General features: G+C 66.4%; 17 protein-coding genes. 4 read left to right on the forward strand and 13 right to left on the reverse strand.

All coding sequences use genetic code 11. The features are described from left to right. Positions 1 to 129: 129 nt before the first annotated feature. From NQ204_RS19595 to NQ204_RS01540, 13 genes are all read right to left on the reverse strand, one after another. Entirely contained in the window at positions 130 to 1671 is a 1542-nt protein-coding gene (locus NQ204_RS19595; RefSeq protein WP_305888239.1) for a flagellin N-terminal helical domain-containing protein, read from the reverse strand. Positions 1672 to 1757: 86 nt separating this feature from the next. Further along, positions 1758 to 2966 carry a flagellar hook-associated protein FlgL gene (gene flgL / locus NQ204_RS01485; protein ID WP_256642868.1) on the reverse strand — a complete coding sequence of 403 codons (1209 nt, stop codon included), beginning with the start codon at positions 2964 to 2966 and terminating at the stop codon, positions 1758 to 1760. After that, a complete protein-coding gene (gene flgK, locus NQ204_RS01490; protein ID WP_256642869.1) occupies positions 2963 to 4843 on the reverse strand; it encodes a flagellar hook-associated protein FlgK in 1881 nt (626 codons plus the stop codon). Before flgK ends, flgL begins: the two co-directional genes overlap by 4 nt. A gap of 8 nt (positions 4844 to 4851) precedes the next feature. Next, on the reverse strand, positions 4852 to 6063 hold the full coding sequence (gene flgJ, locus NQ204_RS01495) for a flagellar assembly peptidoglycan hydrolase FlgJ (RefSeq protein ID WP_256642870.1): 1212 nt from the start codon (positions 6061 to 6063) through the stop codon (positions 4852 to 4854). A 1-nt stretch (position 6064) separates the two neighbouring features. Beyond that, complete coding sequence (locus NQ204_RS01500) at positions 6065 to 7201, reverse strand: flagellar basal body P-ring protein FlgI (protein ID WP_488192329.1); 1137 nt, start codon at positions 7199 to 7201, stop codon at positions 6065 to 6067. An 8-nt stretch (positions 7202 to 7209) separates the two neighbouring features. Continuing rightward, positions 7210 to 7902, reverse strand: a complete 693-nt coding sequence (gene flgH / locus NQ204_RS01505) for a flagellar basal body L-ring protein FlgH (protein WP_116864574.1) — start codon at positions 7900 to 7902, stop codon at positions 7210 to 7212. A 22-nt stretch (positions 7903 to 7924) separates the two neighbouring features. After that, positions 7925 to 8710 carry a flagellar basal-body rod protein FlgG gene (flgG, locus tag NQ204_RS01510; RefSeq protein WP_116864570.1) on the reverse strand — a complete coding sequence of 262 codons (786 nt, stop codon included), beginning with the start codon at positions 8708 to 8710 and terminating at the stop codon, positions 7925 to 7927. Positions 8711 to 8813: 103 nt separating this feature from the next. Beyond that, positions 8814 to 9563 (reverse strand): flagellar basal body rod protein FlgF, encoded by a 750-nt coding sequence (locus tag NQ204_RS01515; protein WP_108768817.1) that lies wholly within the window; start codon positions 9561 to 9563, stop codon positions 8814 to 8816. 32 nt (positions 9564 to 9595) lie between these two features. Further along, complete coding sequence (gene flgE / locus NQ204_RS01520) at positions 9596 to 10819, reverse strand: flagellar hook protein FlgE (RefSeq protein ID WP_116864571.1); 1224 nt, start codon at positions 10817 to 10819, stop codon at positions 9596 to 9598. A gap of 32 nt (positions 10820 to 10851) precedes the next feature. Continuing rightward, the gene (locus NQ204_RS01525; RefSeq protein WP_256642872.1) at positions 10852 to 11532 is read right to left on the reverse strand and encodes a flagellar hook assembly protein FlgD; all 681 of its coding nucleotides are present in this window, start codon (positions 11530 to 11532) and stop codon (positions 10852 to 10854) included. Between the two features lie 23 nt (positions 11533 to 11555). Then, the gene (flgC, locus tag NQ204_RS01530) at positions 11556 to 11963 is read right to left on the reverse strand and encodes a flagellar basal body rod protein FlgC (protein WP_079221843.1); all 408 of its coding nucleotides are present in this window, start codon (positions 11961 to 11963) and stop codon (positions 11556 to 11558) included. A gap of 3 nt (positions 11964 to 11966) precedes the next feature. Further along, positions 11967 to 12362 (reverse strand): flagellar basal body rod protein FlgB, encoded by a 396-nt coding sequence (gene flgB, locus NQ204_RS01535; RefSeq protein ID WP_116864573.1) that lies wholly within the window; start codon positions 12360 to 12362, stop codon positions 11967 to 11969. 147 nt (positions 12363 to 12509) lie between these two features. Beyond that, positions 12510 to 13454 carry a chemotaxis protein gene (locus tag NQ204_RS01540; protein WP_079221845.1) on the reverse strand — a complete coding sequence of 315 codons (945 nt, stop codon included), beginning with the start codon at positions 13452 to 13454 and terminating at the stop codon, positions 12510 to 12512. Positions 13455 to 13662: 208 nt separating this feature from the next. Here NQ204_RS01540 and flgA point away from each other — a divergent pair, with 208 nt between their 5' ends. The 4 genes from flgA to NQ204_RS01560 all read left to right on the forward strand — a co-directional run bounded on the left by flgA (position 13663) and on the right by NQ204_RS01560 (position 16346). Next, positions 13663 to 14319, forward strand: a complete 657-nt coding sequence (flgA, locus tag NQ204_RS01545) for a flagellar basal body P-ring formation chaperone FlgA (RefSeq protein ID WP_256642873.1) — start codon at positions 13663 to 13665, stop codon at positions 14317 to 14319. Positions 14320 to 14394: 75 nt separating this feature from the next. Next, positions 14395 to 14700 (forward strand): flagellar biosynthesis anti-sigma factor FlgM, encoded by a 306-nt coding sequence (gene flgM / locus NQ204_RS01550; protein WP_256642874.1) that lies wholly within the window; start codon positions 14395 to 14397, stop codon positions 14698 to 14700. After that, positions 14697 to 15035, forward strand: a complete 339-nt coding sequence (locus NQ204_RS01555) for a flagellar protein FlgN (protein ID WP_108768821.1) — start codon at positions 14697 to 14699, stop codon at positions 15033 to 15035. Before flgM ends, NQ204_RS01555 begins: the two co-directional genes overlap by 4 nt. A 93-nt stretch (positions 15036 to 15128) precedes the next feature. Next, positions 15129 to 16346 carry an ATP-binding protein gene (locus NQ204_RS01560; RefSeq protein ID WP_116863768.1) on the forward strand — a complete coding sequence of 406 codons (1218 nt, stop codon included), beginning with the start codon at positions 15129 to 15131 and terminating at the stop codon, positions 16344 to 16346. The last annotated feature ends 40 nt before the right edge of the window (positions 16347 to 16386 follow it).

Here is a 16386-nt window from a genome sequence, read left to right on the forward strand (position 1 = left end):
TGCTGAAATCAATAACGGCACTACCCCTCCGGCCTTTAGGAAAGTTTCGGTGCTTTTTTCCCGGGGCAAATGAAAAGGCCCCGCCATCTGCACGGCGGGGCCCTCCTGAAGCTCAGGTTGCGGCGGCTGTTACGACTGCAGCAGGCGCAGCACGTTCTGCGGCACCTGGTTGGCCTGGGCCAGCATGGCCGTGCCGGCCTGCTGCAGGATCTGGCCACGGGTCAGCTCGGCGGTTTCCTGCGCGTAATCCACATCGCGGATGCGGCTGCGGGCGGCGGACAGGTTTTCGGAGTTGGTGTTCAGGTTGGCGATGGTCGAGGTGAAGCGGTTCTGGATCGCACCCAGGTCGGCACGCGCCGAGTTGATCGACTGCAGCGCGGCATCCATGGCCAGGATGGCGTTGTCCGCGTTGGCCTGGTTGGAGATGTCCAGCTCGGCAAAGCCGGTCTGAGCGACACCGGCCGCGTAGTTGGTGGTGGCGCCAGCGGTCAGGCCGGTCTGCTGTGCCAATGCAGTCGCAGCAGCGTTCTGGTCAGTGCCGATCGCGCCGACGGTGAAGTTCTGGTCCTTCGACGTCAACTGCAGCGCTCCATCCACCAGCGATGCGGTCACGCCGGTTTCGTGGGTCTTGGCATTGATGGCATTGACCATCTGGGTCGCACGTTCGGCAGCGGTCTTGGCGCTGTCCACATCAATCGTCACTGCCTGGCCCGGGGCGCCGTCCACGGTACCGGTGATGGTGAAGCTGGTCTTGCCGAAGACTGCCGGCTCTGCTTCGATACCATTGGTGACCGCAGCTGCAAACGCGGCGTTGGCAAAGCCGCCGCCGGTCTGGGTGATGGTGAAGTTGCTGCCGTCTGCACGGGTGAACTGGATGTTACTGTCTGCGACGGTACCGGTGACGGTGATGCCAGCGGCCTTCAACTCTGCCGTCTTGCCGTCGATTGCCGTCTGCATTTCCGCCGCGCTCACGGCGACGCCTGCGGCACGATCGAGAATCTCAACTGTGCCAACTGTGAGGTTGTATGCAGTGCCGCCACCAGCAGCCACCGGCTGGAACGTGCCAGAAGCTGCGGAAGTGGAGGGCTGACCCTTGACGGCACCACCATCCGGCGTCACGCCCAGCGCCGATGCATTCGTGGAGGCACTCGTCCAGCTGCCCAGCTTGTGCACATTCGCATTGGCGATCTGCGAAATGTTGATGGTCTGGCCCTGGTCGGCGCCGATCTGGAAGGCCTGGTTGGTGAAGCTGCCATCCAGCAGGCTGGTGCCGTTGAAGTTGGTCTGCTCGGCGACGCGCTGGATTTCCTGCTTCAGCAGCTGCACTTCGGCGTTCAGCGCCTGGCGGTCGGACGCGGAGTTGGTGGCGCTGCGGGCCTGCACGGCCAGCTCGCGGATACGCTGCAGGTTGTTGCCCACTTCACCCAGCGCGCCTTCGGCGGTCTGGGCCAGCGAGATGCCGTCGTTGGCATTGCGCGCGGCCTGGTTGATGCCACGGATCTGCGTGGTGAAGCGCTCGGAAATGGCCAGGCCGGCGGCATCGTCCTTGGCGCTGTTGATGCGCAGGCCCGAAGACAGGCGCTGGATCGAGGTGGCCAGCGAGCTGCTGCTGGTGGTCAGGTTGCGCTGAGCATTCAGCGACATGGTGTTGGTGTTGATGATCTGTGCCATGGTGCTTCTCCGTGGTTGCTCGGTTCGTTTCGGTGTGGAAAGGCGCGGGACGCGCCGTGCTGGAAGTCAGGTGGAACGGGAATGGGTCAGCCGATCTTGTTGAACAGGGACATCGCCTGCATCTGGCTGAAGATGGTCTGGGCGGCTTGAAGGGCAGCGTTCTCCAGCTTGTATTGGCCGATCGCATCGGCGTAATCGAGATCGCGCATCGTCGAGAGCGTGCTCTTGACGGTGACGGCAGTGGCTTCGCGGGCGCTGGCCGCGGTATCGATGGCGGCCAGCTGCGCACCGCCCTTGGCGCGGGCGTCGATCATCGTTTCCGAGGCCCGGTTGAGGTCGCGGATGCTCGACTGCAGGGTGTTCTGCAGTGCCGTGCGCTGGCTTTCAGTGGACGGGTCGGTTTCCAATGCCGCGACCAGGCTGTCCAGGGTGGAGAAGATGTCGCGGGTACCCGCGTCGCTGATGTTGAATTCGTCCCCGGCCGCCGGCGCACCTTCGATGCGCATGCTGACGCCGGCCACGACGATGTCTTCGCCGGGCTTGTGCGTGCCGCTGCCGACGACTGCACCGCTGCCGTCCACGACCTCGTAGGCGCCCTCGGCAGTGCCGGTGAAGCGCACGTTGAGCGTTCCGCCGGCCCAGCTGTCGCTGCCATCGCGGCTGATGGAGGTGAGCAGGCCGCTGCCATTGTTGCCGGCGGCGGCACTGGCATCGACGCGGCCATCGCCGGTCGGGATGCGCATGAAGATCTCGCTGCCGGGCAGGGCGTCGGACACCAGCTGACCGGGTGCAACCTCGACCTGGCGCTGGTTCTGGTCGCCGTTGTAGGTGACCGTGCCGCCCGACAGCTTGAACGGCGCATCGGCGTCGTTGCTGCCACCAAACAGGTATCGGCCGCTGCCATCGCGGGAATTGGCCAGCGAAAGCAGGCTGTCCTGGATGGTCTTCAGTTCGCTGACGATGGCCTTGAGGTCACTGGACTTGGGCACCGGGCTGTTGGCCTGGATGCTCAGTTCCACGGCGCGCGACATCAGTTCATTGACCTGGGCCAGCGCGTTTTCCTGAAGGCCAAGGCGGTTCTGCACGCTGTTGGCGTTCTTGCCCAGCTGCTCGAGACCGGCCACGACGCGGTCCAGTCCGACGGCGGTGCCGGCACCGACCGGATCGTCCTTGGCCGAGCTGATCTTGCTGCCCGTGGCGATCTGCTGCTCCAGATGGCTGATCTTCGACTGCTTGGCCAGCATCAGCGATACCGACTGGTTGAACATCATCCCGGTGGAAATGCGGGTGCTCATCGGCGGATTGCTCCCAGGATGGTCTGGAACATGTTGTCGGCGGTGGAGATCAGCTGCGAGGCGGCCTGGTAGGCCTGTTGCAGGCGCAACACGTCGGCGGCTTCTTCGTCCAGGTTCACGCCGGAGATCTCATCGCGCGAGGCCTGCGCCTTGTCCGAGATGACCTGCTGCGCATCGAGTGAATACTCGGCCGAGCGTGCGGCGGCACCGACCTGGGTGGTCAGGCCGCCGAGCGCGCCGTTGAGGGTGACCGTGCCGGCATTGAAGGCCTTGGCATCCTCGACCTTGGCCAGCAGCGCGGCATTGCTGTTGTCCGACGAGCCTGCCGGGGTGGGGGTGATGTTGAACGTGTCGCCGGTCTTGGGTGCACCATCCAGCACGAAGCTCCAGCCGTTGGCGCTGATGGTCTGGCCAGGCGTATAGGTCTGTGGCGCGCCGCCATTGATGGTGTAGGTGGTGGCGGAGGTGAACACGATCGCGGCAGGGTCGCGCAGGTTGGCGTTGCCGACGTCGGTGACGGCGACCCCGGTCAGCTTGCCGGTGCCAGTGTTGGCCAGTGCAGCCGCGCCCTTCACCGCAGCGGCGGCGGCGATGCGCGAGGGATCGGTGATGGCGGTTTCCAGGCTGCCGGCGACGCCCGCGGTCGGCTGCAGCAGGAACCGGTCATTCTTCGATGGCGTGCCGCCCACGACCAGCTCGACGCCGTTGATCACCAGCGGGTCAGCGGCGCTGCCCGTGCCGGTCAGGGCAATGCTGGCGCCGGTGTCGGCGCGGCTGGCCTGCCACTGGGTGCCGTCGAACTTGAGCACGATGTTCTGTGCGTCCAGCTTGGACAGGTCGCCATAGCTGGCCGTGATGCTGCCGGTGCCCGTGTTGCTGGAGTTGGGCGTGACGCGCGGGTTGCCGATGTTGAAGAAGTCACCACCCATCTGGCCATACAGGTCCACGCCCTGGCGATGCGCCTGGTTGAAGCTCTCGGCCAGGCCGACCGCCAGCTTGCCCAGTTCAGCCTGGGCCGGCGTCAGCACGGTATCGCGGAATTCAAGCATGCCGCCGATCTTCCCGCCCACCGCCTTGGGGTCCAGGGTGATGGTGCTGCCCTGGGTCTGCAGAGCGAGCTGCAGGCGCTCGGGCTGGTAGGGGTCGGTCACCGTGGTGACCTTGGACGCCGTCGTGCCGACCACCAGCGCGTTGCCGCCAGCGGTGTAGACGTTCATCACGCCGCCATCCTGCACAACCGCCGTGCCGCCGGTGTAGCCGACCAGCTGGGAAATCAGCTGGTCGCGGCGATCCAGCAGATCCGGCGCGGCGTCGGTCACGTTGCTGCCGATCGCGCCGTTGATCTGTGCGATTTCCTGGGCCAGCCGATTGATCTCGGTGGCACCGGCGATGAGCCCGTTGTTGACCTCGCTGTTCAGGTTGTTCATCTGCGTGTTGAGCTGCCCGAAGCGGCTGGCAAGCGCCTTGCCACCATCCAGCAGGCTCTGGCGGTCAGCCGTACCTGCGGCATTGGACGACAGGCCGCTGACCGCATCGAAGAAGTTCGACCATGAGCCGGCAACGTTCGTGGCCGAGTCGGAGAACAGGGCGTTGACCCGGTCGGCCATGGTCGACAGCTGCTTCAGGCGCGCGAGTTCGCCACTGCTGTCGAGCAGGCGCGAGATCGCCAGCTGGTCTGCAGCCCGGCGTATGTCGGTGATCCGGGTGCCGCTGCCCACCTCGCCAAATCCATAGTTCTGCGGATCGGCGGTGGCGAAGTCGACCTTCTGCCGGCTGTAGCCGGGCGTATTGATGTTGGCGACGTTATGGCTGGTGGTCGCCAACGCACGCTGGAAGGCGAGCAGGGCACTGGTACCGGTGGAAAGGACGCTGGACATGGGGTTCCTCAACGACGGGTGATACCCAGCGCCGCAGTTGCGGTGCTGGCGAAGGTCTGGCCAAGGCGCGTGCCGGCGTCGGCTACGGCGGCCACGGCGCGCTCGATCGTCGGGCCGCCGGCGATCGCGGCGATCTTGGCCGCGTAGCGCGGATCGGTGGCGTAGCCGGCGCGCTGCAGGCCGCGGGCGAAGCCCTGCACGTCGGTGCCCGCCTGGAGGGCCTGCTGGTAGCGCGGGCTGCTCTTCAGCAGGCGCACGTAGTCGGCAAAGCTCTCGGCCGGGGTGCTGTAGGCGCGGAAGCTGGCGGTTTCGTTACGGCGCACGCCATCGACATACTCGTGGGTACCGGCAACGGCGCTCTGGCCCTTCCAGCCGGTGGCCTTGATGCCGAACAGGTTGTGCGAGGTGCTGCCGTCGGCGTGCTTGATCTGCCGCTTGCCCCAGCCGGTTTCCAGCGCGGCCTGGGCGACCAGGGCGCGGGCGTCCACGCCCAGTTCCTTGGCCGCGCTCTGCGCGTGTTCCCAGATGCTGGCCACGAAGCCCTCGGGGGTGTTCGCGCCCAGCTGGGCCACCGCGGTGCGCGTGGCCAGCGCATCGGCCTGAGTGCCGACGCTGCCGCGGTTGCTGGCGGTGGCCGCCCACTGGTCGTTGCTGGCGGCCCAGTCGTCGCCGTCGATACTGCTGGCGTACGGATCGTGGGTTCCCAGCGAACGGTGCATGCTGCTGCTGTCGCGGCCGGCGATCAGGTCCAGCGCCTGCTCCATCGGGGCCAGTGCCGGGTTGACCTCAGCCTGTGCGCCGTCCTGGTTGCCGGCGGCCATCTGCTGCAGCATGCGCACGGCCTGGCTGGCGTCGTCCAGCGACATCGACGGGGCCGTCGCGGCCGGTGCATTCAACTGGTACGCGCGGCTGGCCTTGGCCGGATCCACGCGGGTGTCCAGCGCCGGGCCATCGGCCTGCTGGCCGGACAGCTGACGGCTGATGATCGACGACAGGCCCAGGCCCTTGCCGCGGGTCATCGCCTCGGCGATCTTCTGGTCGTACATCTCCCGGAACATCTTGTTTTCACCGGGGAACAGCGAATCACCAAAGCTGGCATCACGCATGCTCTTGACCAGCATCTGTGCGAACTGGCCTTCCAGCTGGCGAGCGACCTTGTCGATCTTGGCCGGGTCGTTCTGCTGTACAGGATTGAGGTCAAAGGCGGGATTGATGCGCATGTCAGATCACCTCGAGTTCGGCACTCAGGGCGCCGGCCTGCTTCAGTGCTTCCAGGATCGCGATCAGGTCGCCAGGGGCGGCGCCCACGGCGTTCACGGCATGCACGATTTCATCCAGCGTGGTGCCGCCGTTGAACTTGAACATGCGGCTGCCATCGTTGGTGGCGGTGATGGTCGACTGCGGGGTGACCACGGTCTGCCCGCCGCCGAAGGCGTTGGGCTGGCTGACGTTGGCGTTTTCCTGAATGGTGACCGTCAGCGAGCCGTGCGAGATCGCGGCCGGGCCGACACGCACCTGCTGGCCGATGACCACGGTGCCGGTACGCGAGTTCACCACCACCTTGGCCGGTGCGCTGCCGGGAGTCAGTTCCAGGTTCTCGATGCGGGCCAGCAGGCCGATGCGTGCGCCGGGATCGGTCGGTGCGGCCACGGCCACGGTCACGCCATCGACGGCACGCGCAGCGCCTTCGCCGAAGGCATTGTTGAGTGCTGCGACCATGCGCGAGACGGTGGTGAAATCGCCGTTGTGCAGGTTCAGGGTGATGTCGCCGCCGTTGGCCAGCGGATCGGGCAGGGCACGTTCAACGGTCGCGCCATTGGGGATGCGGCCGACGCTGGGCACGTTCACCGAGACGCGCGAACCATCCTTGCCCTGTGCGCCGAAGCCACCGACGATCAGGTTGCCCTGGGCGATCGCGTAGATCTGCCCGTCGGCACCGCGCAGCGGGGCCATCAGCAGCGAGCCGCCGCGCAGCGACACCGCGTTGCCGATGGAGGACACGGTGATGTCGATCGGCTGGCCCGGCTTGGCGAAGGCTGGCAGCTCGGCGTGGATCGCCACGGCGGCCACGTTCTTCAGCTGCGGGTTGACGTTGGCCGGCACGTTCACGCCCAGCTCGCCCAGCAGGTTCTTCAGGCTCTGCACGGTGAAGGGCGCTTGGCTGGTGCGGTCACCGCTGCCATCCAGGCCGACCACCAGGCCGTAGCCGACCAGGGCATTGCCACGCACGCCGCCGACCTGGGCCAGGTCCTTGATGCGTTCGGCGCTGGCCGGGGCCGCCACGGCCACTGCCAGGACAAACACGCCGACGCATGCGGCGATGCGACGCTGCCAGGCGGAAGGGAAGAAAGAGTTCATGGCCATGCTCAGAACGGCGCCAGCGCGGAGTTGAAGAAGCGGCTTAGCCAGCCCATCGCGTTGGATTGCGCGACCGGGCCGCGGCCGCCGTAGACGATGCGGGCTTCGGCCACGCGGCTGGAGGGAATGCTGTTGTCCTGCGCGATGTCAGCCGGGCGCACGATGCCCTGCACCTGCACCAGCTCATCGCCCTGGTTCAGACGCAGGTTCTTCTGCCCCTGTACCACCAGGTTGCCGTTGGGCAGGCGTTGCACCACGGTTACCGTCACGCTGCCCTGCAGGCGGTTGCTCTGCGCGCTGTTGCCCTTGCCGGTGAAGTCACGCTTGCCATTGGCGGTCGCACTGAGTATGTCCTTGCCGCCCAGGGTGACCGGTGCGCCGAAGATCGACGGCGTGCCGATGCTCAGGTCCGATTCCTTGGCGGTGGCGGTGTTCGCACTGGTCGTGGCGGTGGTGTTTTCCAGCAGGGTGATGGTCAGCAGATCGCCGACATCGCGGGCGCGACGGTCCGAGTACAGCTGCAGCGTGGGGCCAGCGGCGTAGATCGCACCGGCGGTCGGCGCGGCCTGCGGCGGCATGATCGGCTGGATCGGCGCCATGGCCGGATACGGGCGCACGTCGCCGGCGATCACGCAGCCGCCAAGCAGGGCGGCCACGGCGCAGGGCAGGGCGATGCGGGCAAGTTTGGAAAGGAGCGACATGGCGATCATCCGTTGGCGACGGTCAGACGTTCTGGTTCAGGTAACCGAGCATCGCGTCGGTCGTCGAAATAGCCTTGGCGTTCATCTCGTAGGCGCGCTGGGTTTCGATCATCGAGACCAGCTCTTCAACCACGTTGACGTTGCTGCCTTCCAGTGCGCCCTGGACCACATTGCCCAGTCCGTTGAGGCCGGGGTTGCCGTTCTGGGCCGGGCCCGAGGCCGTGGTTTCCAGGTACAGGTTTTCGCCGCGGGCCTGCAGGCCTGCCGGATTGACGAAGTCGGTGAGGGTGAGCGCGCCGATTTCCACCGTCGCGGCGGCGTCAGCCATCTTCACGCTGATGGTGCCGTCGCTGCCGATGGTCAGCGACTGCGCGCCTTCGGGCACCTGGATGCCAGGCTGCACCGGGTAGCCGCTGTTGGTGACCAGCTCGCCGTCCTGGTTGATCTTGAACGAGCCATCCCGGGTGTAGGCCGAGCTGCCGTCGGGCATCTGCACTTCGAAGAAACCGCGGCCGTTGACCATCACGTCCAGTGCGCGGCCGGTCTGCTGCTGGCTGCCCTGTTCGAAGTTCTTGGCGGTGGCCACCACGCGCACGCCGGTACCGATCTGCAGGCCGGTCGGCAGCTGGGTCTGCGCCGAGGACGAACCGCCGGGCTGGCGCACCTGCTGGTACAACAGGTCCTCGAAACTGGCGCGGTCCTGCTTGAAGCCGGTGGTGTTGGTGTTGGCGAGGTTGTTGGAAACCACCGACATGCGCATCTGCTGCGCATCCAGTCCGGTTTTCGCGATCCACAGTGCCTGGTTCATCTTCGAAGTCCTGTCTGGGTGAAGCCGGCCGCGCGGTGCGGCCCTTGTGTAAAGCAGTGCAAGCGGTGTGCCAGCAATGGCGCGTGCCGGTGCCGGAATTCCGTCAGCCGCCCAGTCGCAGCAGACTGTTGGCGCTGCGCGCGTTCTCGTCGCCGTGCTTGATCACCTGCACCTGCATTTCGTACTGGCGCTGCAGCTGGATCATCTGCACCAGCGCACCGGCGGCATCGACGTTGCTGCCTTCAAGCTGGCCGCTGTGCACCGTCGGGCCCTGTGCCTGGGCGAACGGCTGCTGCGGATCGGTGTTGGCGAACAGGCCATCGAGCCGCCGCTCGAGGCGATCGTCGGCGGCCTGCACGATCTTGATGCGGCCGATCATCGCCATCGTCTGCGGGCCTTCGCCCTGCGGGATGATCGAGATCGTGCCGTCGTTGCCCACTTCCATTGCCTGGTACGGCGGGATGGCAATCGGGTTGTTGTTGTCGTCCAGCACCGGACGGCCACTGGAGGTCACCAGCTGGCCGTTCGGCGTGACCGACAGCGCGGCGCCACGGGTGTACGCCTCGCTGCCGTCAGTAGCCTGCACGGCCAGCCAGGTACCGGTCTGCAGCGACAGGTCCAGCGGCTTGCCGGTGATGTGCTGCGCGCCGGCGGTGCGGTTGAAACCGGCGTCGACGTGCAGCGCATCCACCCGCGAGGCAAAGCCCTGGCCACGGATCGGGAAGGCTTCGGTGTTGGCCAGCGCTTCCTTGAAGCCGGGGGTGTCCGAGTTGGCGAGATTGTGGCTGAGCGTTCCCTGCGCCTGCAGGGAGGCGCGCGCGCCGGTCATCGCAACGTAAAGGGCTTTATCCATGGGGGGCGTTCCGTGACAGGTTCAGCAGGTCATCAACGGATGTTGATGACGGTCTGGGTGATCTGGTCCTGCGTGGTGATCATCTGCGCGTTGGCCTGGAAGTTGCGCTGCGCGGTGATCATGTTCACCAGCTGCTCGGTCAGGTCCACGGTCGATGCTTCCAGCGCGCCAGCCTGGATCTTGCCGAGGTTGGAGCTGTCCGGCGCCGCGGTGCGCGGAGTGCCCGATTCGAAGGTCTCCACCCACAGGTTGTTGCCCTTCTGTGCCAGGCCCTGGGTGTTGTTGAAGCTGGTCAGGGCGACCTGGCCCAGCGGCTTGTCATCACCGTTGGAATAGCGTGCATACACCACGCCACTGTCGGAGACGGTGATCTCGTTGAGCTTGCCGGCCGCATAGCCGTCCTGCTGCGTGTTGCGCAGGGCGAACTTCTCGCCGTACTGGGTCGAACCGCTGATGTCCAGGGTCATGTTCAGTTCGCCCGCGCCCGTGGTCGGCGTGAACGTTCCAAGGCTGACCTTGCCATTGGTCGGGTTGGTGAGCTTGCCGCTGTTGTCGAACGTGATCGCGGTCGGCGTGCCGGCCGGCTCGCCATCGACGTAGTTGTGCACGGTCCAGGCGTTGGTCGCGGCTTCCTTGACGAAGTACGACACCTGGATGTGGCTGACGCCCAGCGAGTCATAGACGGTGATGCCGCCGCTGGACTGGTTGTAGCTGTTGGAATCGGTCGGGTCGAAATCGGCGACCGTCGGCTCCTTGGCGTTGGCGGGCAGGGTGAAGCCCACCTTCACTTCGCTGGTCTGCTTAGGCGGGCTGTCGGTGGTCAGCAGCTGCAGGTCGACCAGGCGGCCGGCGTCGAAGCCGGTGCCATCGGCGTTGGGCGCGAACACCTGCAGGCGTGCACCCTGCGGATTGACCACGTAGCCGGCAGAATCGGTCTGGAAGTTGCCGGCGCGCGAATAGACGCGTGCGCCGTTCATGTTCATGGTGAAGAAGCCCTCACCGGAAATGGCCATATCCAGGCTGCGGCCCGTCTGGTCGTTGTTGCCCTGGATGAACTGCTGGGCCACGTTGGTGACACGCGCGCCGGAGCCGGTCTGGTTATTGGACAGGCCGTAGCTGGTGGCGGCAAACAGATCGGCGAACTCCGCACGCGACTGCTTGAAGCCGACCGTGTTGACGTTGGCGACGTTGTTGGCCGTGACACTCAGGTCGGTATTGGCGGCGTTGATGCCGGACAGCGAGACATTGAAGCCCATGGGATTGCTCCTGGTAGATGCGGGGGTGCGGCTCAGCTCACGCGGAGCACGTAATCGATCGGGGCCGTGCCCAGGCCCTTGAGGTTCAGGTACAGGCCATCAGAACCAACGGTGACGCTTTCCACCGGTGCCTGCACGTACGTGGAGAGCTTGGTGCTGGTGCCCGCGGTGTCGACGTGGTTGGCGACGATGGAGTACTTGCCCGGTTCCATGCGCTTGCCATTGGCGTCCTTGCCATCCCACTTGAACGCGACCTCACCGGCGGCGCTGGCCTCGACACTGATCGAGGTGACCTTGCTGCCGTTGGCATCGGTGACATCGACGGTGACGATGCCGGCGGCCGGTGCAGCGACGGTGCCACTGACATCGCCTTCCGCTTCGAGTACCAGCTTCTCGGACGGCACCAGCACTTCATGGCCGACCAGCGCCGCGCCACGCAGTACCTGGTCGCTGGCCATGGATTCCTGGAAGCCCTGCACCGAGGTGTTGAGGTCGGTGATGCCCTGCACGGTGGACATCTGCGCCATCTGCGCGACCATCTGCGTGTTGTCCATCGGCTTCAGCGGATCCTGATGCTGCAGCTGCTCGGTCATCAGGCGCAGGAAGTCCGCCTGGTCGAGCGTGTTCTTCTTCTTGGTGCTGTTGCTGTTGGGGGCGTTCAGGCCGAGTGCGGCGTAGACGTCCTGGTTGGTCTGGGTGGTGACGGTGGTCATGCGGTGGTCCTCGCGAGCGCGCCTCAGCGGCCCATGGTCAGGGTGGCCAGAGCCAGTTCCTTGGCGGTCGTCAACATCTCCACGCCCGCCTGGTAATTGCGCGAGGTCGAGATCAGGTTGACCATCTGCGCCACCGGATCGACGTCGGGCTGGTAGATGTAGCCATCGGCATCGGCCAGCGGATGGCCGGGCTCGTAGCGCTTGATCGGCGCCGCATCGCTCTGGGTGATTTCCTTGACCTTCACCGAGGTGATGTTCGGATCGGTCTTGCTGGTCACGGCCTGGAAGATCGGCTCCAGCGGCTTGTAGACCGCGTCGGCCGAGCCGGCGATGCTGTCGGCGTTGGAAAGGTTGGAGGCGATGGTGCTCATGCGCACCGACTGCGCCTGCAGTGCGGAGCCGGCGATATCGAAGATCGGCAGGTTGCTCATGGCTTACTGCCCCGTGATCGCGGTGAGCATGGAACGGACCTTGCTCTCGACGAAGCTGAGCGAGGCACGGTATTCCAGCGCGGCGCGGCCATAGGCGGCGCGCTCGGCATCGGGGTCGACGGTGTTGCCGTCCAGGCTGGGTTGCACGCCCTCGCGGGCCACCTGGAACGGGTTCAGGCCACTACTGATCTCGTAGTGCTGCTCGTTCGTGGTGGTCATCAGGCCGTTGGCGTCCAGCCCCTGGGCAGTGCGCAGGGCGGCGTCGAAGTCCAGGTCCTGGGCCTTGTAGCCGGGAGTGTCGGCATTGCCGAGGTTGCTGGCGATCAGCTTCATCCGCTGTTCGCGCAACGGCATGGCCTGGGCGTGCACGCCCAGGTAATCGGTAATCAGGTTGCGCACGGTGCACTCCCACGGGAACGATGCCCGGGAAGCTGCAAGGGGTGTGCCAAAGCGTGGGCGCCGCCGGGCATGGCCCGGCGCTACCCAAGGTGCGCGGGAGGTCCCGGTAGCGCCGGGCCATACCCGGCGGAGGCGGGTGGGGCGGCCTTACGCCGCCATCGCCACCTTGCGCAGGCGGTCCAGCACGAAGTCGGCCAGCTCGTGCGGCGAGTACTTGGCCACGAAGGCGTTGGCGCCCACGCGCTCCACCATCGCATTGTTGAATACGCCGGACAGGGAGGTGTGCAGCAGCACATACAGCCCGGACAGGCCGGCGTGGCGCCGGATTTCCGTCGTCAGCGTATAGCCGTCCATGGCCGGCATCTCGATGTCCGAGATAACCATGGCGTAGCGGTCGGCCGGGTTTTCGCCCGAGGCGTGGATCTGCAGCAGGTGGTCCAGCGCCTGCTTGCCATCTGACAGCAGGGTGGCGCCCACCCCCAGCTGGTCCAGCACGCTGCGGATCTGCTGGCGGGCCACGCGCGAGTCGTCCACCACCAGCACCTGCAGCTGCGGAGCGTCGGCCGGCATGGCCATGGTCGGGTCCAGCACTGCCTCGCCACGGATCTGGGCGATATCGGCCAGCACGCTTTCCACGTCGATCACCTGGATCAGCTCGCCCTGGAAGCGGGTCACAGCGGTCAGGTAGCTCGATTCTGCGCCCAGCTCCGGCGGCGGGTGGATGTCCTCCACCGCGATGTTGACGATGCGCTCGACCCCGCTCACCAGGAAGCCCTGGATCGAGCGGTTGAACTCGGTCACCACCAGGTAGCCGGGGGCGGTGTCCGCGTCCGGCTCACGCTCGGGGTGGCCGATGGCCAGGCCCAGATCCAGCACCGGCACCGAGCGGCCACGCACGTCGGCCACGCCGGCGAACTGGCCTGGCAGGCCGGGTACCTGGAAGAGCTCCGGGCGGCGCAGGACTTCCTGTACCTTGAAGACGTTGACGCCAAAAAGCTGACGTCCGCCGAGACGGAACAGCAGCAGCGCCAGGCGATTGTGGCCGGCCAGTCGGGTCCGCTGGTCGATCCGGTTGAGCAGGTCATGGGACATGGCTGCTGTATCGGCGTAAGGGCGGCCGAACTTGAGGGCGCCGTGTCGCCCGCGATGCTTTTTGTAGGGTCGACCGCTCTATTTGTGGAGTCGGGCCATGCTCGACTGGCATTTTTGTCCAAAGCAGTCGAGCACGGCTTGACTCTACAAGAGCCTCTGGCACGCCACTTGCACGCACCCGGCCAGGTCTTACCGAACAGGAGGCGCCATGCGCCGGATCACATCTCTATTGGCCATCGCCCTGGCGTTTGCCTCGCCATGGGCGGCCGCCACCGACTGGCAGCCGGTCGCCAGCATCCGCACGGCCGCGCTGTCGACCTTGCCAGCCGGCGCTGAGGGCGAGGCCGTGGTGGCCGATGCAATGCGCCTGCCGCGCTGCGGGTCGGCGCTGCAGGTGCAGCCCACCGCCAACACCACGGTGGAGGTCAGCTGCCCCGATGCCGGCGGCTGGCGCCTGTTCGTACCGGTGAAGGTGCGCCGCAACCAGGCCGTGCTGGTGCTCACCCGCGGCATTGCCACTGGAGAAACCCTGGCCGCGGCCGATATCAGCACTGCCCAGCGTGATGCCGCACGGATTGCCGGGGCTGTGCTGTCCGATCCCGCTGCGGCGGTCGGTCGCATTGCCCGTCGGCCCCTGCAGGCCGGAAGCCTGCTCTCGGCCAACGACCTGGTCACCGAGCGTCTCATCAGACGAGGAGACAATGTGGCCCTGGTGTCGCGGCGCGGTTCGGTCGAGGTGCGCATTGCCGGCCGGGCGATGGGCGATGCGGGCGAGAACGACCGTGTTTCGGTAGAGAACCTGTCCTCCCGCCGCATCGTGCAGGGGACCGTGGACGCCCATGGTGACGTAATCGTGGCGCGTTGAAAAAGTAAGAGATTTCCCTAAAGATCACGGCCCAGCGGCCGTTATCCCTTGTGAACGGCAACTCCAGGACACCCCATGAGCCAGAAAATCGACGGCAACCTGCAGGTCCCCCAGGCACTGCGCAGCGTGACGACCCCGGCCACCAAGCCCGGCGTCAGCGGCGATGCGCCGGCGCGCCCGGTGGAGGCTGCGGACAGCCTGCGCCTGACCGGCGAGGCCACCAACCTGCAGGCGCTCGAGCGTGAGCTGAGCACCGCCCCGGCCATCGACGCCCAGCGTGTCGCCGCGGTGCGCGAGTCGCTGCAAAACGGCAGCTACAAGATCAATCCGGACGCGATCGCATCGCGCATGCTCGAACTGGACCAGCAGCTGCAGGGATGACCGCGGCGATGAGTGAACATCTTCAGCGACTTGCCCAGGCTCTGGATGTCGAACATCAGGCCCTGGTCGAGCACGACGTGCACGCGCTGATCCGCGCGACCGGCGCCAAGCTGGAAGCACTGCGCGCCCTGGACTCCACCCCGCCGGTGGGCGAGGGCGAGCAGCTGCAGGCGCTGGCCGAGCGCAACCGCGCCAATGGCGTGCTGCTGTCGCGCCGCCGCCGCGAGGTGGACTGGGCGCTGCGCCAACTCGGCCGCACCGAGGCATCCTCCTCGTACGACGCCAAGGGCCAGGCCCACACGGTCAACGCACGCCGGCCACTGGCCGTCGCCTGATCGACCCACCGGCGGCCGGCAGCAGCCGGTGGGCTGCTGCGCTGGCGCGGCAGCGCGTATATTGGGCGCCTGTTCGCAAGCCCTCGAGTCGCCGTGTCCGCCGCCAACGTTCTGGTTACCGCCCCCCTTCCGCCGCAGCCGGTGCTGCAGGCCCTGCTGGAGCGCGTGCGCGAAGGCATGCTGCTGTTCACCGAAGACGGGCAGGTCGCCCTGGCCAATCCGGCCGCACAGAACCTGCTGGGCAGCAACGAGACCACCGGCCCCGCGCCGTTGCGCCTGCGTGAGCTGCTGCCGCCGGATGCGCTGGAGCAGGCGCGCCTGCACGGTCAGTGGAATGGCAGCCTGCCGGTCGGCGAGGGCGTGGTCATCGCCCACCTCTACCATCACGGCCAGCCTGGCAGCGGCCACTACCTGGCACTGTTCCGTCCCATCGAGGGCCAGGAGGACTACGAGCGCGAGCTGCAGCAGCGCCATGCCGAACTCCGCCAGGCCTACCTGCGCCTCAACGGCACCCAGGAAAAGCTGCTGCAGTCGGAAAAGATGGCCTCCATCGGCCAGCTCGCCGCCGGCGTTGCCCACGAGATCAACAACCCGATCGGCTACGTGCACTCCAACCTGGGCAGCCTGCAGGAATATCTGCGCAGCCTGTTTACCGTCATCGAAGCATACGAGCGGGCCCTGCGCGCGCCGGATCCGAAGGCGCTGATCCCGGAAATCGACGATATCCGTGACCGCCTGGACATCGATTTCATCAGCCGCGACCTGCCGCAGTTGATGGCGGAGTCGCGCGAGGGCATCGAGCGGGTGACCCGCATCGTGCGCGACCTGAAGGACTTCTCGTATTCCGGCCGCGACGAGTCGTGGAAGCTGGTGGACCTGCATTCCGGCCTGGAATCGACCATCAACATCATCTGGAACGAGCTCAAGTACAAGGTCACCCTGCACCGCGAGTTCGGCCAGCTGCCGCTGGTGGAGTGCCTGCCTTCGGAACTGAACCAGGTCTACATGAACCTGCTGCTCAACGCCGGCCATGCCATCGCCGAGCGCGGCACCATCACCGTGCGCACCGGTGTGGACGGCGACACGGTCTGGGTGGAGTTCGAGGACACCGGTGGCGGCATCTCGCCGGAACTGCGCCAGCGCATCTTCGATCCGTTCTTCACCACCAAGCCGGTGGGCAGCGGCACCGGCCTGGGCTTGTCGATCTCCTACAGCATCATCAACAAGCACCACGGCCGCATCGACCTGGACAGCACACCCGGCGTCGGCTCGCGCTTCCGCGTGGTGCTGCCGATCAAGCAGCCGCGCTGACCTCGTTTCTGTAGAGTCGAGCCATGCTCGACTGTTTTTT

The sequence above is a fragment of the Stenotrophomonas testudinis genome (assembly GCF_024499815.1).
Classification (GTDB): Bacteria; Pseudomonadota; Gammaproteobacteria; order Xanthomonadales; family Xanthomonadaceae; genus Stenotrophomonas.

Excerpts from the sequence above, each read along its gene's own strand:
- flgA (WP_256642873.1), top strand. The coding sequence starts at position 13,663 with ATGCGCCGGATCACATCTCTATTGGCCATCGCCCTGGCGTTTGCCTCG.
- flgK (WP_256642869.1), bottom strand. The coding sequence starts at position 4,843 with ATGTCCAGCGTCCTTTCCACCGGTACCAGTGCCCTGCTCGCCTTCCAG.
- NQ204_RS01500 (WP_488192329.1), bottom strand. The coding sequence starts at position 7,201 with ATGAACTCTTTCTTCCCTTCCGCCTGGCAGCGTCGCATCGCCGCATGC.
- NQ204_RS01515 (WP_108768817.1), bottom strand. The coding sequence starts at position 9,563 with ATGGATAAAGCCCTTTACGTTGCGATGACCGGCGCGCGCGCCTCCCTG.
- NQ204_RS01540 (WP_079221845.1), bottom strand. The coding sequence starts at position 13,454 with ATGTCCCATGACCTGCTCAACCGGATCGACCAGCGGACCCGACTGGCC.
- flgE (WP_116864571.1), bottom strand. The coding sequence starts at position 10,819 with ATGGGCTTCAATGTCTCGCTGTCCGGCATCAACGCCGCCAATACCGAC.
- NQ204_RS01525 (WP_256642872.1), bottom strand. The coding sequence starts at position 11,532 with ATGACCACCGTCACCACCCAGACCAACCAGGACGTCTACGCCGCACTC.
- NQ204_RS19595 (WP_305888239.1), bottom strand. The coding sequence starts at position 1,671 with ATGGCACAGATCATCAACACCAACACCATGTCGCTGAATGCTCAGCGC.
- flgG (WP_116864570.1), bottom strand. The coding sequence starts at position 8,710 with ATGAACCAGGCACTGTGGATCGCGAAAACCGGACTGGATGCGCAGCAG.
- NQ204_RS01555 (WP_108768821.1), top strand. The coding sequence starts at position 14,697 with ATGACCGCGGCGATGAGTGAACATCTTCAGCGACTTGCCCAGGCTCTG.
- flgM (WP_256642874.1), top strand. The coding sequence starts at position 14,395 with ATGAGCCAGAAAATCGACGGCAACCTGCAGGTCCCCCAGGCACTGCGC.
- flgH (WP_116864574.1), bottom strand. The coding sequence starts at position 7,902 with ATGTCGCTCCTTTCCAAACTTGCCCGCATCGCCCTGCCCTGCGCCGTG.
- flgL (WP_256642868.1), bottom strand. The coding sequence starts at position 2,966 with ATGAGCACCCGCATTTCCACCGGGATGATGTTCAACCAGTCGGTATCG.
- flgC (WP_079221843.1), bottom strand. The coding sequence starts at position 11,963 with ATGAGCAACCTGCCGATCTTCGATATCGCCGGCTCCGCACTGCAGGCG.
- flgJ (WP_256642870.1), bottom strand. The coding sequence starts at position 6,063 with ATGCGCATCAATCCCGCCTTTGACCTCAATCCTGTACAGCAGAACGAC.